This window comes from Variovorax sp. PMC12 (assembly GCF_003019815.1).
In the GTDB taxonomy this organism is placed as follows: domain Bacteria; phylum Pseudomonadota; class Gammaproteobacteria; order Burkholderiales; family Burkholderiaceae_C; genus Variovorax.
In genome coordinates, this window is record NZ_CP027773.1 from 2,778,805 (window position 1) to 2,793,038 (window position 14,234).

Below are 14,234 nucleotides of genomic sequence, written 5' to 3' on the forward strand. Positions count from 1 at the left end.
GCTCAGACCTTCACGCGCGGATCGACCACCGCATACAGCAGGTCGATAGAGAAATTGATGAGCACGTAGATCGCGGCAATCACGAGCAGCGCACCTTGAATGACCGGGTAGTCGCGCCGCAGCACCGCACTGACCACGAGGTTGCCCACGCCGGGCAGGCCGAACACGGTCTCGGTGATGACGGCGCCGCCGATCATCAGCGCGACGGTGAGGCCGATCACCGTGACGATGGGCACCAGCGCATTGCGCAGCGCGTGCTTGAGCACGACCACGCTTTCGCTCAAGCCCTTGGAGCGCGCGGTGCGCACGTAGTCCTCGCCTAGCACGTCGAGCATCGAGGCGCGGGTGAAGCGGATGATGAGCGCGGAGTTCAGCAGGCCCAGCACGGTGGCCGGCAGCACCAGCGCATGCAGCCGCTCGGCGAACGGCGCATCGGGCGCGCCGTAGCCCGACACCGGGAACCAGCCGAAGGACACCGCGAATATCTGTATGAGCACGATGCCGAGCCAGAAGCTCGGAATGCTCGCGCCCAGCATCGCGATGCCGGTAAACAGCTGGTCGACCACGCGCCCGCGGAACACGGCCGAGACGATGCCGCACGGCACGCCGATCAGCGCCGCGATGGCCACGGCCATCAGCGCGAGCAGCGTGGTGGGTTCGGAGCGCTCCCACAGCGCCTGCGTCACCGGGCGCTGCAGGAAGATGGAAGTGCCCAGGTTGCCCTGCAGCACCTCGCGCAGCCAGTAGCCGAACTGCACGGGCAGCGGCTTGTCGAGGCCGTACTCCTTCTGCACGCGCGCGATGTCGGCGGCGGTGGCCTGGTCGCCCAGCAGCACCGAGACCGGATCGCCCGATGCCGCGCGCGTGAGCACGAACACGAGCACCGCCACGATGGCCAGCACCACCAGCATGCCGGCCGCCCGGGAAGCGATGTAGCGCAACAGCGATTTCTTCATCACGCGGAAAACTCGATGGCCGCCGCGCTGCCCACTGCAACGTACTGGCCGGTGAACTGGATGTCGCCGCCCTTGACGCGGAAGACCGTCACGTTGTCGCCCTGCTTGTTGTGGCACACGTAGAGGAACCTGCCGCTCGGGTCGAGCGTGCAGCTGCGCGGGTAGTTGCCGCGCGACCATTCCTCGCGCACCAGCGTGGGGGCGCCGGTGCGGGCGTCGACCTTGAAGAGCGAGATCGAGTCGTGCAGGCGGTTGAGCGACACGAAGTGCTGGCCGTCCGGCAGCATGCGGATACCCGATGCGTAGCTGGTGCCCTTGAAGCCCTTGGGCAGCGCCGAGGTCTCGCTCACCAGTGTGAGCACGCCGCTGGCGTCGTCGTAGCGCATGAAGGCGATAGTCGAGGCCTCCTCGTTCACCAGGTAGAACCACTTGCCGTTCGGATGGAAGATGAAATGGCGCGCGCCCGAGCTTTCGGACACGGCCACCGTGCTGGGCTGGCTCAGCACACCGGTGCCACGGTCGAAGCGGTACGAGATGACGCGGTCGAGCCCCAGGTCCGCCACCAGCACGAAGTTGCCCTTCGGGTCGGCATGCACCATGTGGGCATGCGGGCCGTCATGGTCGCTGGTGGCAAAGCCTTCGTGCGAACGCGCGGCGGCCGGCACCAAGTCGGCGCCGGGCTTGCACGCGGTGGCGCCGCAGGCGTCGGCGTCCTTGTAGACGACAGCGGCGCGGTCGGTGTCGGGCGTGCCGTCGGCGCGCAGCGCGATCACGCTGACATCGCCGCTGGCGTAGTTGGCGGTGAACAGGAAGCGCCCGTCGGGGTGCACGCTGATGTAGGCCGGGTCCTTGCCGCCGCAGGGCATTTCAGACACGAACGACAGCGCGCCATTCGCGCCGATACCCGTACCGATACGAAAAGCAGACACCGAGCCGGCCTCGAACTCGTTGGCCGCATACAGCATGGGCAGCGTGGGATGGCGCGCGAGCGACGCGGGGTTGCGCAACTTGGCGCCCTCCCCCGTGCTGGCCACGGCCACTGGCGCGCCGGGAATGGGCTTGAGCGCGCCGGTCGCGCTGTCGAGCACGAACTGGTGCACGCCCAGTCCGCGCCCGCCGCGCCACGGCTTGCCGCCGTCGCTGTAGGTGCCGACGTAGGCGTAGACGGGGCCGGCGGTTGCGGCCTGGACGGTGGAGGCGGTGAGGCCAAGGGCTCCGAGGCCGGAGGCCAGTGCGCTGGCTTGCAGAAGTTGGCGACGCGACGTCATGGCTGTGCTCCCCGCCTTACTTGATCTTCGCGTTCCAGAAGAACGGCCAGGTCGCGGGCGTGTAGTTGTCCAGCGCCGGGCTCTTGGCCGAGAGGCCGTTGAACTTGCCGACGTTGATGTACGGAACCTCGTCGTACACCACCTGCTGCACCTTGCCCCACAGCGCGCCGCGCTTGGCAGGGTCGCTCTCCACGTTGAAGGCCTGCAGCGCCGACTTCTTGGCAGGCGAGTCCCACCAGCCGGGCGCGCCGTCGCCAAGCTGCGGCGGCGAGAGCATGGGCTCGGGGAACTGGCCCGAATGCGTGACGTAGACGTCCCACAGCTTGGCGTCGTTGCGCCGCTGCACCAGCGTGGCCCAGTCGACCACGTTGAGGTCGACCTTGAAGCCGGCGCGCTTGAGCTGCTCGGCCATCAGCAGCGCCATGTTGTAGTGGAAGTCGTACTGGCGGCTGGTGAGCACGCGGATCGGCTCGCCCTTGTAGCCGGCCTTGGCCGCGAGTTCCTTGGCCTTGGCGGCGTTGCGCTGGTTGTACTGGTCGGCACCGGCCGTCGAATAGAAAGGCGAGCCCTTGGGGAAGTGGTTGGCCTCGGCCACGAAGAAGCGCGTGTCGCCGAAGCCGGCCGCGAGCATTTCGCCTTCGCCCAGCGCGGTCTGGATCGCCTGGCGCACCGGCTGGCTGGCGGCCACGCCCTCCTTGGTGTTGAGCACGAGGTACGGGAAGCCGAACGAGGGCGTCATGATCGGCACGGTCTTGCCGCCCGACTTCTCCAGGCGCGGCAGCGCTTCCACCGGCAGCAGGTCGGCAAAGTCGTACTGGCCGGCCAGCGCGCCTTCGACGCGCGTGCTGGCGTTGGGCACGGGCACGAAGCGCAGTTCTTCGATGGCCGCTTCGCGCTTGCCGCCGTAGCCGCTCGCGGCCTCCTTGCGGGCCGAATACTTGTCGAAGCGCGTGAGCAGCACGAACTGGTCGGGGCGGCGCTCCTTGAACTTGTAGGGGCCGGTGCCCACGAAGTCCTTCAACGGCGAAGCGATCGAGTCCTTGGCCATGATTGCCGCCATGCCGCTGGGCAGCGCGAGCTGCGACAGCAGCGGCGCGTAGGGTTCCTTCAGCACCACCTCCACCGCCAGCGGGCCCTTGGCCTTGAGGCTGTCGATTTCCTTGCCCACGGCCTTGCCGCGCGGCGACTGCTCCATCCAGCGCTGCAGGCTGGCCACCACATCGTCGGCCGTGAGCTCGCGGCCGTTGTGCAGCATCACGCCCTTGCGCAAGGTGATGGCGTAGGTCTTGCCGTCGGCCGAGATCTTCGGCATGCCCTCGGCCAGCATCGGCACCACGTTCCACTTGGCGTCGAAGGTGTAGAGCGTCTCGTACACGTGCTGCATGATGGTTCCGACCAGGTCGGCGGTCGATGCCATCGGGTCGAGCGTCTGCGGCTCGGCCACCATCGCCAGCGTGGCGAAATTGCGCGGGCCCTGGGCATGGGCGCTCTGGTGGGGCAGCGCGGCGCACAGCATCGCGAGCAGGGAAGCGCCCAGCAGGCTGCGCTTCGACAGCATGGGCAGGCGCTGGACAAGACCGGCGTGGGGCATGGGGAACTCCTTCATGGGGCGGGCGAATTTGTGAAAGAAATTTTCTTTTCGGCCCGGACTTTGAAGCACTATCCATGCCAAATCATCCGTGTTAACCCTTGCCTGAGGGTTTTTCTGAAATAGATTTTCAGATTGGATGGATACTCGCGGCTTCCCATTCCCAGACAGTTCTTCAACCTCCAGGAGTCCCCATGCCTCTCGAATACCTCGGCGCCCCGCCCCTTGCCTCCGACCGCCAGGTGCGTCCGTTCTCCCCGGCCGTGCGCGCCGGCGACTTCGTCTACGTGTCGGGCCAGGTGCCCGTCGACAAGAACGGCGAGCTGGTGGTGGGCGGCATCGAGGCGCAGACGCGCCAGGTCATGGAAAACATCAAGACCGTGCTGGCGCTGGCCGGCGCCACGCTCGACGACGTGTGCAAGAGCACCGTGTGGCTGCAGGACGCGCGCGACTTTGGTGCTTTCAACCGCATCTACATGAGCTACTTCGGCGAGAACAAGCCGGCGCGCTCGACCACCGAGGCCCGGCTGATGATCGACGCGCGCGTCGAGATCGACGTCGTCGCGTACAAGCCCAAGGCCTGATCGGCCTCTCAGCCTTTCTGCAGTTCGGTCTTGCGCTGGATGATGCGCGAGACCAGGCCGTATTCGACGGCTTCTTCAGCCGACAGCCAGCGGTCGCGCTCGATGTCGGCCAGCACCACGTCGATGGGCTTGCCGGTCTCGCGCGCGATCTCGTGCGCGATGCGCTGGCGGGCCTTGATGATTTCCTGCGCTTGGATGGCGATGTCCGTCGCCTGCCCGCCCGCGCCGCCGCTGGGCTGGTGGATCAGGAAGCGCGTGTTGGGCAGGCACACCCGGCGCTCGCGCGGCGCCGCCAGGAACAGGTGCGTGGCCGCGCTGCCGACCCAGCCGGTGCCGATCATGTTCACCGGCGCGCTGATGAAGCGCACGATGTCGTGGATGGCGTCGCCCGACTCCAGGTGGCCGCCGGGCGAACTCACGAGGATGTCGATGGGCTTGTCGGCGCTGTCGGCGTCCAGCGCGATGAGCCGGCGCGTGACGTCGGCGGCCACCGAATCGCTGATGCTGCCGAAGATCAGCAATGTGCGCGACTTGAACGCCTTTTCCTCCAGGTAGGAGTTGCGCGGCTCGGCGGTGGCGGCGGGCTTGGTGTCGTCATCGTCGGATTGCGTCGAGAACATGGGCATGTCGGTCATGAAGAAAGCTCCTGTGGTTGGACTGTCTTGACGAACAGGCCCACAGTTTCGTGACATTGCGCGCCATGGCAAGCTGCGCCGATGCTCGATGAACGCTATCTCTCGCAATTCCCGGCATTGAGAAGCCGGCTGGTTCGCGCGGCGGCGCGCATGCTGGGCGGCGCGGCGGACGCCGAGGACGTGGTGCAGGACACCTACCTGCGCGCGCTCGAAATGGGCGACAGGCCCGGGCCCGATTCGACGCAGGCCTGGCTGACAACGGTGATGCAGAACTTGGCCATCGACCGGCTGCGGCGCGACGGCTGGATGCGGCGCTGGCTGCGGGATGCCGAAGCACTGTCCCCCGAGGCACCCTCGGCGGAAGCCGATGCCGCGCAGGCCCAATCCATCGACCAGGCGCTGCGCCTGATCGCCGCCAGGCTGTCGCTGGCCGATGGCGCCGCCGTGCTGCTGCGCGAAGTCTTCGAAGCCAGCTTCAAGGAAATTGCAGAGGCCAGCGGCAAGACCGAGGCGGCCTGCAGGCAGCAACTGCATCGCGCGCTGCTTCGGCTGCGCCATGAAAGAAACGAAGACGAAGCCGGCTCGGATGCGGCCTTCCATGTGTACCGGCAGGCGCTGGGCGACTGCGATGCCCGGATGCTGCTTGCGCTGCTGCGGCAGCCGCCGGCGCGGGCCGTCGCGATGTCGGCAGCAGTGGCGGTGTCCGCGCCCGTTGCCGACGATGCCGCGCCGCACACGGTGTGCCGGGTCATGCAGATCGGAGGGCGCCTCGGCCTGGTGCTGACGCTGAGGGGCAAGCTGCTGTGCGTGCTGCCGCTGGATGTGCGGCAGACGGAAGAGGCGCTGTACTAGGGTTGCCTACTTTGCACCTAGTGGCCGTGAAATAAGTCACAAAATGCAAGGATCGTCATTTGAAATGTAATCCATTGGTATTGGTTTTGCGTATCTTGGGTTTGCTTCGATTTCGAGGCGCATGCGCCCCACAAGGGCGCCAATCCCAGAAGGCACCGTCAAAGGACGGTCAAAGACCCATGACGCACGAAGAACAATTCTTGGCCGCTGCCGAGGCTGCAGGACGGCTAGGCGATATCGATGCACTGGACACGCAGATTTCCGGCATCTGCTCCATGCTCCATGCCCTCTACATGGCCCATCCGGCAAAGGAACAAGTCCGTCGCCAGTTCGATCGGCTGATGGCGAAACTGCTCGACTCGCCCTACGTGATCGACGAACCCGATCGCGCGCTGGTACTGCGGGCCACCGCTTCTGCCTTGTTGACGAATCGCTAGGCACGAAGAAAGGCCGCACAGCCTCTTCAGCCCGCCAGCCGCCCAGCCACCAGCTGCAGCACCCGGTCACACCGCTTCGCCAGCTCCTGGTCATGCGTGACCATCACGAATGCCGTGCCGTGCCGGTGCGCCAGGTCGAGCATCAGCGCGAACACCGTGTCCGCCGTGCTGCGGTCGAGGTTGCCGGTGGGCTCGTCGGCCAGCACGCAGGCGGGCTGCGTGACCAGCGCGCGCGCGATCGCCACGCGCTGGCGCTCGCCGCCCGACAGCTCGGCCGGCCGGTGGTGCAGGCGCTGGCCCAGGCCCACGCTCTCGAGAATCCTCGACGCCGAAGCCGCCGCCGTCGCGGGCTCCACGCGCCGGATTTTCAGCGGCATCGCCACGTTGTCGAGCGCGCTGAATTCGGGCAGCAGATGATGGAACTGGTAGACGAAGCCCAGGTGCTGGTTGCGCAGCCGCCCCTGTTCGGCCGCGTCGGCATGGGCGATGTCCTTGCCCAGCAGTTCGACCTTGCCCGAGGTGGGCGCGTCGAGCCCGCCCATCAGGTGCAGCAGCGTGCTCTTGCCGGAGCCCGAGGAGCCGACGATGGCCAGGGTTTCACCGGCGTGCACGTCGAGGTCGACGCCGTGCAGCACGGTCAGGTCCAGCCGGCCTTCGTGGAAACGCTTGGTGAGGCCTCGGGCTTTCAATACGACACCATTGGCGCCGGGCCGCCCCAAGCCGATGGCGGCCCCCTCGGGGGGCAGCGAGGACACGGCAGTGCCGAGCGTGGGGGTCATTTCACTCATAGCGCAGGGCCTCGGCCGGGTTCACGCGGCTGGCGCGCCAGCTCGGATACAGGGTGGCCACGAAGGACAGCACCAGGGAAATGATCGCAATGGGCACGATGTCGCTTTGCTGCGGATCGCTCGGCATCTTGCTGATGAGGTAGATGTCCTTCGGCAGGAAGCTCGCATGGAACAGCCGCTCCAGGAACGGCACGATCACGTCGATGTTGTAGGCGATGCCCAGCCCCAGCAGCAGACCGGCCACGGTGCCGATCACGCCCACCATCGCGCCCTGCACCACGAAGATGCCCATGATGCTGCGCGGCGAGCTGCCCAGCGTGCGCAGGATGGCGATGTCGGCGCGCTTGTCGGTCACGGTCATCACGAGCGTGGAGACCAGGTTGAAGGCTGCCACCGCCACGATCAGCGTGAGGATGATGAACATCATGCGTTTCTCGACCTGCACGGCCGCGAACCATGTCTTGTTCTGGCGCGTCCAGTCGCGGATGAGGAACTCGCCCGGCAGGCTCACGGCCAGCTGGTCGGCCACTTCGCGCGCTTCGTTCAGGTCCTTGAGCTTCAGGCGGATGCCGGTCGGCCCCTCGAGGCGGAATACCTTGGCGGCGTCCTGCTCGTGGACCATGGCGAGCGCGGAGTCGTATTCGTAGTGGCCGGAGTCGAAGGTACCGACCACGGTGAACTGCTTCAGCCGCGGCACCACGCCAGCCGGCGTGACCTGGCCGCCCGGCGCCACCAGCGTGACCTTGTCGCCCGGCTGCACGAACAGCGAGCGCGCCAGCTCGGCGCCCAGCACGATGCCGAATTCGCCCGGCACCAGCTTGTCGAAGGTGCCGCGCGCGGCGATGCTGTTGGTGTCGGTCACCTCGGGCTCGAGCCTGGGGTCGATGCCGCGCACCACGGTGCCCTTCATGTCCTCGCCGCGGGCAATGAGCGCCTGCGTGTTGATGAAGGGCGCAGCGCCGATCACCTCGGGATGCTTGCGCGCGGCAGCCATGATTTCTTCCAGCTGCGGCAGCGCCTGTCCGTCGCGCGAGAAGATCTCGATGTGCGACACCACGCCGAGCATGCGGTCGCGCACCTCCTTCTGGAAGCCGTTCATCACACTGAGCACAATGATCAGCGCCGCCACGCCCAGCGCGATGCCGAGCATCGATACACCGGAGATGAAGGAGATGAAGCCGTTGCGCCGCGTCGCCCGGCCTGCGCGCGTGTAGCGCCAGCCTAGCTGCAGTTCATAGGGGAATCGCATCAAATTTTCCGCCGAGCCGCCTCAAGGGAAATTGGCCCGCCCTCGGGGGGCAGCGAATACACGAAGTGATGAGCGAGGGGGTAGGTCATACGTCGGAATTGTGGCATTCCGGACAACCTCAGGGCTTCCCGGACAATAGGGAGATGGCCGAAACCTTCCCACGTCACCTGTTGATCCCCTTTGCCGGCCGCGGTTCCCCGGCATGCCGCGCGGCGCTGCCCACGTTGCGGCTCCCCAATCTCGAGACCCTGCTGCTGCGCCTGACCCTCGCGGACACCGACACGCAGGACGAAAGCACGCGCTCACCACCGCACGAACGCGCTCTCGCGCGGGAGTTGGGCATCACTGCGGACGACGGCTGCATTCCCTGGGCCGCGCTTGAGGCCCGGCGCCTGGGCATCGCCGCCGCCAGCGACACCGAGGGCTGGGGCGTGGTCACGCTGTGCAACTGGCAAGTCGGCATCGACGACGTGGTGCTGGGCGACCCGTCCGTCATCGAGATCGACGCCGGCGAATCGGCCACGCTGCTCGAAGCCGCCCGCCCCTTCTTCGAGGAAGACGGCATCGCGCTGCACCCCTCGCCCGTGCCCGGCCGCTGGCTGGCGCGTGCGCGCATCTTCGACGGACTGGCCACCGCCTCCATCGACCGTGCCGTGGGCTGGCCCATCTCGCAGTGGTCGCCGCTGGCCGAGGCTGCCCGGCCGCTGCGCCGCCTGCAGAACGAAATGCAGATGCTGCTCTACACCCAGCGCGTGAACGACGACCGCGCCGCGCGCGGCGTGCCGCCCATCAATTCGTTCTGGCTCAGCGGCACCGGCGCGCTGGCGGCGCAGCCCCTGCCGAGCGCCGCCTGCGAAACCACCGTGTGCGAAGCCCTGCGCGTCGCCGCCATCCGCGACGACGGCGTCGGCTGGGCCGCCGCCTGGCAGGCGCTGGACGCGGGCGACATCGCCTCGCTGCTGGCCGACTACACGCGCGGCGCCGATGTGTCGCTCACCCTGTGCGGCGACCGCGCGGCACAGCGCTACACCGTGCAGCAGCGCGGCCTGAGCCGCTGGGCCAGGAGCCTGTTCGACCGCAAGCGCGCGGCCGAAGTGCTGGAGTCGCTGTGAAGATCGTCGACCGCGAGATCCCTCCGCGCACCGTCTGGGCGCTGGAGCAGGCCGGCGTGCACCCGCTGCTGGCCCGCCTGTTCGCAGCGCGCGGCGTGCGCGCCAAGGACGAACTCGACGACGGCCTCGCCCGACTGCTGCCGCCGGACACCCTGCGCGGCACGCAACAAGCCGCCGTGCTGCTGGCCAACGCCATCGCGCAGGACAAGCGCCTGTGCATCGTGGCCGACTACGACTGCGACGGCGCCACCGCCTGCGCGGTCGGCGTGCGCGGCCTGCGCCTGCTGGGCGCCAAAAACGTGAGCTACCTCGTGCCCGACCGCGTGGTCGACGGCTACGGACTCACGCCGCCCATCGCCGAGCGCGTGGCCGCGAGCGGCGCCGACATGCTGATCACCGTCGACAACGGCATCGCCAGCGTCGAAGGCGTGGCCGCCGCCAAGGCGCGCGGCCTGCAGGTGCTGGTGACCGACCACCACCTGCCGGGCCCGGAGCTTCCCCTGGCCGACGTGCTGGTCAACCCGAACCAGCCCGGCTGCGAGTTCGAGAGCAAGAGCATCGCGGGCGTCGGCGTGATGTTCTACGTGCTGCTGGCGCTGCGCTCCGAGCTGCGCAGGCGCGGCGTGTTCGACACGCCTGCGCCCGCCGCCGGGCCGCCCCAAGGCGGGCCAGCCTCCCCCTCGGGGGGTGGCGAAGCACATGAAATGGCAAGCCGGGGGGCAGGCAAACCCCAGCCCAAGCTCGATGCGCTGCTGCCGCTGGTCGCGCTCGGCACCGTGGCCGACGTGGTGAAGCTCGACGCCAACAACCGCCGCCTCGTGGCGCAGGGCCTGCGCCGCATCCGCGCCGGCGCAATGCCCGCCGGCGTGGCCGCGCTGTTCAAGGCGGCGGGCCGCAATGCTTCTGCGGCCACCACCTTCGACTTCGGTTTCGCGCTGGGCCCGCGCATCAACGCGGCCGGCCGGCTGGCCGACATGACGCTGGGCATCGAATGCCTGCTGACCGACGACGCCGGCCGCGCCGAGGAGCTCGCGCGCATGCTCGACGGCATCAACCGCGAGCGGCGCGACATCGAAGGCGGCATGCGCGACCAGGCACTGCTGCTGGCCGAGTCGCTGTTTTCCACCGGCGCCGACGGCGAGGGCATCGCGGCGCCGCCGCCGGCCATCAGCGTGTTCGACGCGGCCTTCCACGAAGGCGTGGTGGGCATCGTGGCCTCGCGCATCAAGGACCGCTTCCACCGCCCAACCTTCGTCTTCGCCGCGAGCGGCGCGCCGGGCAAGGAGCAGGAGCTCAAGGGCTCGGGCCGCTCGATCCCGGGCTTCCACCTGCGCGACGCGCTCGACCTCGTGGCCAAGCGCCATCCGGGCGTGCTGCTGCGCTTCGGCGGCCACGCGATGGCGGCCGGCTGCACGGTGGCGCGCGAGCACTTCGAGACTTTCGAAAAAGGCTTCGCACAGGTCGCCCGGGAGCTGCTGGCCGACGCCGCGCTCACCCGGCAGATCGAGACCGACGGGCCGATCGCGCGCGAGTACATGCGCATCGATCTCGTCGACACGCTGCACCGCGAGGTCTGGGGCCAGGGCTTCGCGCCGCCCACCTTCAGCGAGGAGGTCGAGGTGGTGTCGCAGCGGCTGGTGGGCGAGAAGCACCTGTCGCTCAAGCTCAGGCACCAGGGCCAGCCGATCGACGCCATCTGGTTCAGCCACACCGAGCCGCTGCCGCCCAGGGTCAAGCTGGCGTTCCGGCTCGACGCGGACGAATGGCAGGGCGTGCGCCGGCTGCGCTTCCTGGTGGAAGGCGCGGAGTTCTAGCGGAAAAACGTCAGGCAAGCCGCTGCGCGGCAATTTGTGAGACGCGGTGCATGGTGTGGCGCGGTCTCGCGGATACGATCGGTTACCTTACTGTCCTCGGCGTTTTTTGCCCCGATCTGCCCGGATGCCGCTCCTGCCCCGCCCCAGCCCTGCCTTCATGAAAGGCCGTCGCTCGTGACCGACGGCGTGAGCCATGGCCTGCTGGGCGGCCTGATGGCATGCGGCCTCGTGTTGCTGCTAGTGTTCGGCACGCTGATCCACGGCTACTACGTGCTGGCCTGCGGCTTCGCGCTGCTCGGCTTCGCCGGAATGAACAGCCTGGCGCCGAACGATCCGCTCGCGCACTGGGCGGCGGCTGCGCTGGCACTCTGGGCGATCTTCCGGCTGCAATTCGCTCGGCAGCTGCTGCGGCTGCGGCACTTCGCGCCCCGGCTGGACCGGGTCGCGCAGGGGGTCGGCATCGCGCTGGTGCTGACCTTGCTGTATGCCGCGGTCGAGACACAGCTCGCGTGGACGCTGCGCGCCGTGCAGGGGCTGGTGGTCGCCGCCACGGTGGTCCTGGTGGCCGGTGCGCTTTTCTCGCTGCGCGGCCTGCGCTGGCCCGCGCTGCTCTTCTGCATCGGCGCCCTGATGTTGCTGGCGGGCATCTCCGTGACCCGCCTGCCGAGCTGGAGCGAGACGCCCTGGCCCCCCGGGCGGCCGAACATGGCGCAAGCCGCGGCGATCGCGGAGCTCGTGATGCTCGCCCTGGCCGTCGGCGTGCGCCTGCGGCATGTGCTGCGTTCCGAAAAGGCGCTGGAGGCACGCACGCACGCGCTGATGGGCGCCATGGGCACCGACGCCCTCACCGGTGCCACCAGCCGCGCCGGCTTTGAAAGCCGTGGCGACGAATGGCTGCGCGACGGCCGGCCGTTCTCGCTGATGCTGGTCGGCCTGAACGGCTTCAGCCGCGTGACCGAGCGGCACGGCCGCGCGGGCAGCGACGCGGTGCTCACGGCCATCGCGCAGCGGCTGCGCCAGCAGGTGCGCGCCGACGACATGGTGGCGCGCCTGGGCGACGACGAATTCGCATTGCTGCTGGCCGGCAGCCCGACGCGCCAGAAGCTCGCCGAAATGGCGATCCGCATCGAGACCGCCGGCGCGACGCCGGTCACTTACGAAGGCCGGCTGCTGGCGGGCGGCGAGCTGAACATGGGCATCGCCTGCCACCCCGCCGATGGCGATACGTTCGCCAGCCTGATGGCTTCGGCGGGCGAGGCGCTGCAACGCTGCAAGCGCCAACGCATGGGCCCGGCCTATGCGTTCGCGGGAGAGCATTCGGGCGGCCCCGCGCGCGGCGCATGAAAAAACCCCTGGCTCACGGATGAGCCAGGGGTTTCGAATGGTGCCGCTTGTCGGAATCGAACTGACGACCTTCCGCTTACAAGGCGGGTGCTCTACCAATTGAGCTAAAGCGGCTGGTGAATTTCTTCAGTGCGTGATTCTAGTGGCGTGGCCGGCATGGTCCGGCCGGCCGGCCGAATCACTTGATGCGTTTCAGCGACGGCCTGGATCCGCCACCGGCCGGCGGGCGCGGCGGCTCGTCGGCGGGATCGGTCGCGGGGCCGGCGTCGACCGTTTCGTCGGCATCGTCGCCCGTCACCAGGTGGACGATCTTGCCGGCGTCGCCCTCGGTGCCGCGCGAGGCATCGCGCAGCGGCATGCGCGCGGGGCCTTGCGGCGAAGGCGCCGGCGCATCGGCGTGGTGGCTGTTGCCGCCGTCCGACGCGGAAGCGGCCGGCACCGGCGCGGGAAACGCCATGCCCTGCCCGTTCTCACGCGCGTAGATGGCGATCACGCGCCCTACGGGCACGCTGATCTCACGCGCACTGCCCGCGAAACGGGCCTTGAACTCGATGAAGTCGTTGCCCAGCTTGAGCGAGCTGGTCGCGTCGAAGCTGATGTTGAGCACGATCTCGCCGTTCTTCACGTACTCGCGCGGAACCTGGACGGTGTCGTCGACCTGCACAGCGACGTAGGGGGTGAACCCGTTGTCGGTGCACCATTCATAAAGCGCCCGGATGAGGTACGGGCGGGTGGAAGACGACTCGAGCGCGTTGATCATGAAATTGGTACCGTGCAATCGCGAAATCGCGGCCCCGGATTGGCCACTGTCTCTTCGCGGAACACCGCGGAACCGGCTCTGCCGGGCCGCAGGTGTTGCCCCCGGGCGGGGGTTGGCGAAGCGACACGAAGTGCGCGAAGCCTGGGGGCGATCTTAATTACTTTCGCATGACCTTTTCAGACGGCGTCAGTGCTTCGATGTAGGCCGGACGCGAGAAGATGCGCTCGGCGTACTTCAAGAGCGGCGCGGCGTTCTTGCTCAGGTCGATGCCGTAGTAGTCGAGGCGCCACAGCAGCGGCGCGATGGCCACGTCGAGCATCGAGAAGTTGTCGCCCAGCATGTACTTGTTCTTGAGGAACACGGGGGCCAGCTGCGTCAGGCGGTCGCGGATGTGCGAGCGGGCCTTTTCGAGCGCCTTGTCGTTGCCCTTGGCGGTGCGGTTCTCGAGCGTCGACACGTGCACGAACAGTTCCTTCTCGAAATTGAGCAGGAACAGGCGCACGCGGGCGCGGTCGACCGGGTCGCCGGGCATCAGCTGCGGATGCGGGAAGCGCTCGTCGATGTACTCGTTGATGATGTTCGACTCGTACAGGATCAGGTCGCGCTCGACCAGGATCGGCACCTGGCCGTACGGGTTCATCACGCTGATGTCTTCGGGCTTGTTGTAGAGATCGACGTCGCGAATCTCGAAGTCCATGCCCTTTTCGAACAACACGAAGCGGCAGCGGTGGGAAAAGGGGCAGGTCGTTCCTGAATACAAGACCATCATGGCGAGAGACTCCTAAAAATCAAAAAGAGTGGGTCGCGTTGGCAACCCACTCTGTGGGACCGGGCGCCTTGGGTGGCG

The 14,234-nt window shown here is 68.0% G+C and carries 14 protein-coding genes and 1 tRNA gene; 6 read left to right on the forward strand and 9 right to left on the reverse strand.

All coding sequences use genetic code 11. The annotated features are described in order from the left end of the window. Positions 1–2: 2 nt before the first annotated feature. Genes C4F17_RS13030 through C4F17_RS13040 form a run of 3 tightly spaced genes read right to left on the reverse strand, consistent with a single transcriptional unit; the run spans position 3 to position 3,815 of the window. Positions 3–944: an ABC transporter permease gene (locus C4F17_RS13030; RefSeq protein WP_081266485.1), complete on the reverse strand. Its 942-nt coding sequence runs from the start codon at positions 942–944 to the stop codon at positions 3–5. A gap of 11 nt (positions 945–955) precedes the next feature. Next, entirely contained in the window at positions 956–2,224 is a 1,269-nt protein-coding gene (locus C4F17_RS13035) for a lactonase family protein (protein WP_106935520.1), read from the reverse strand. A 16-nt stretch (positions 2,225–2,240) separates the two neighbouring features. After that, on the reverse strand, positions 2,241–3,815 hold the full coding sequence (locus C4F17_RS13040; protein ID WP_106937538.1) for an ABC transporter substrate-binding protein: 1,575 nt from the start codon (positions 3,813–3,815) through the stop codon (positions 2,241–2,243). Positions 3,816–4,006: 191 nt separating this feature from the next. Between C4F17_RS13040 and C4F17_RS13045 the strand changes: the two genes are divergently transcribed. Beyond that, complete coding sequence (locus C4F17_RS13045) at positions 4,007–4,396, forward strand: RidA family protein (RefSeq protein ID WP_081266413.1); 390 nt, start codon at positions 4,007–4,009, stop codon at positions 4,394–4,396. Positions 4,397–4,404: 8 nt separating this feature from the next. On the opposite strand, the gene C4F17_RS13050 is transcribed toward C4F17_RS13045, so the two are convergent. Further along, positions 4,405–5,031: an ATP-dependent Clp protease proteolytic subunit gene (locus C4F17_RS13050; protein ID WP_409195003.1), complete on the reverse strand. Its 627-nt coding sequence runs from the start codon at positions 5,029–5,031 to the stop codon at positions 4,405–4,407. 81 nt (positions 5,032–5,112) lie between these two features. Between C4F17_RS13050 and C4F17_RS13055 the strand changes: the two genes are divergently transcribed. After that, the gene (locus tag C4F17_RS13055) at positions 5,113–5,883 is read left to right on the forward strand and encodes a sigma-70 family RNA polymerase sigma factor (protein WP_106935521.1); all 771 of its coding nucleotides are present in this window, start codon (positions 5,113–5,115) and stop codon (positions 5,881–5,883) included. Positions 5,884–6,062: 179 nt separating this feature from the next. Continuing rightward, positions 6,063–6,320 carry a hypothetical protein gene (locus tag C4F17_RS13060; RefSeq protein ID WP_106935522.1) on the forward strand — a complete coding sequence of 86 codons (258 nt, stop codon included), beginning with the start codon at positions 6,063–6,065 and terminating at the stop codon, positions 6,318–6,320. A 26-nt stretch (positions 6,321–6,346) separates the two neighbouring features. Here the strand turns inward: C4F17_RS13060 and lolD are convergent, their stop codons facing one another. Together lolD and C4F17_RS13070 are read right to left on the reverse strand one after the other, a co-directional pair. After that, positions 6,347–7,108 carry a lipoprotein-releasing ABC transporter ATP-binding protein LolD gene (lolD, locus tag C4F17_RS13065; RefSeq protein WP_234382801.1) on the reverse strand — a complete coding sequence of 254 codons (762 nt, stop codon included), beginning with the start codon at positions 7,106–7,108 and terminating at the stop codon, positions 6,347–6,349. Further along, on the reverse strand, positions 7,101–8,357 hold the full coding sequence (locus C4F17_RS13070; RefSeq protein ID WP_081266415.1) for a lipoprotein-releasing ABC transporter permease subunit: 1,257 nt from the start codon (positions 8,355–8,357) through the stop codon (positions 7,101–7,103). Before C4F17_RS13070 ends, lolD begins: the two co-directional genes overlap by 8 nt. A 143-nt stretch (positions 8,358–8,500) precedes the next feature. Between C4F17_RS13070 and C4F17_RS13075 the strand changes: the two genes are divergently transcribed. The 3 genes from C4F17_RS13075 (at position 8,501) to C4F17_RS13085 (ending at position 12,627) form a co-directional block, all read left to right on the forward strand. Continuing rightward, positions 8,501–9,469 (forward strand): hypothetical protein, encoded by a 969-nt coding sequence (locus C4F17_RS13075; protein ID WP_106935523.1) that lies wholly within the window; start codon positions 8,501–8,503, stop codon positions 9,467–9,469. Then, a complete protein-coding gene (gene recJ, locus C4F17_RS13080; RefSeq protein WP_106935524.1) occupies positions 9,466–11,283 on the forward strand; it encodes a single-stranded-DNA-specific exonuclease RecJ in 1,818 nt (605 codons plus the stop codon). The genes C4F17_RS13075 and recJ overlap by 4 nt, the downstream gene beginning before the upstream one ends. Before the next feature lie 174 nt (positions 11,284–11,457). Next, positions 11,458–12,627: a GGDEF domain-containing protein gene (locus C4F17_RS13085; protein WP_106935525.1), complete on the forward strand. Its 1,170-nt coding sequence runs from the start codon at positions 11,458–11,460 to the stop codon at positions 12,625–12,627. 38 nt (positions 12,628–12,665) lie between these two features. Here C4F17_RS13085 and C4F17_RS13090 read toward each other — a convergent pair. From C4F17_RS13090 to C4F17_RS13100, 3 genes are all read right to left on the reverse strand, one after another. Further along, positions 12,666–12,741: transfer RNA gene (locus C4F17_RS13090), tRNA-Thr, on the reverse strand. A gap of 64 nt (positions 12,742–12,805) precedes the next feature. Further along, entirely contained in the window at positions 12,806–13,387 is a 582-nt protein-coding gene (locus tag C4F17_RS13095) for a ClpXP protease specificity-enhancing factor (protein WP_081266419.1), read from the reverse strand. A 157-nt stretch (positions 13,388–13,544) separates the two neighbouring features. Further along, positions 13,545–14,156 (reverse strand): glutathione S-transferase N-terminal domain-containing protein, encoded by a 612-nt coding sequence (locus C4F17_RS13100; RefSeq protein ID WP_081266420.1) that lies wholly within the window; start codon positions 14,154–14,156, stop codon positions 13,545–13,547. Positions 14,157–14,234: the final 78 nt, after the last annotated feature.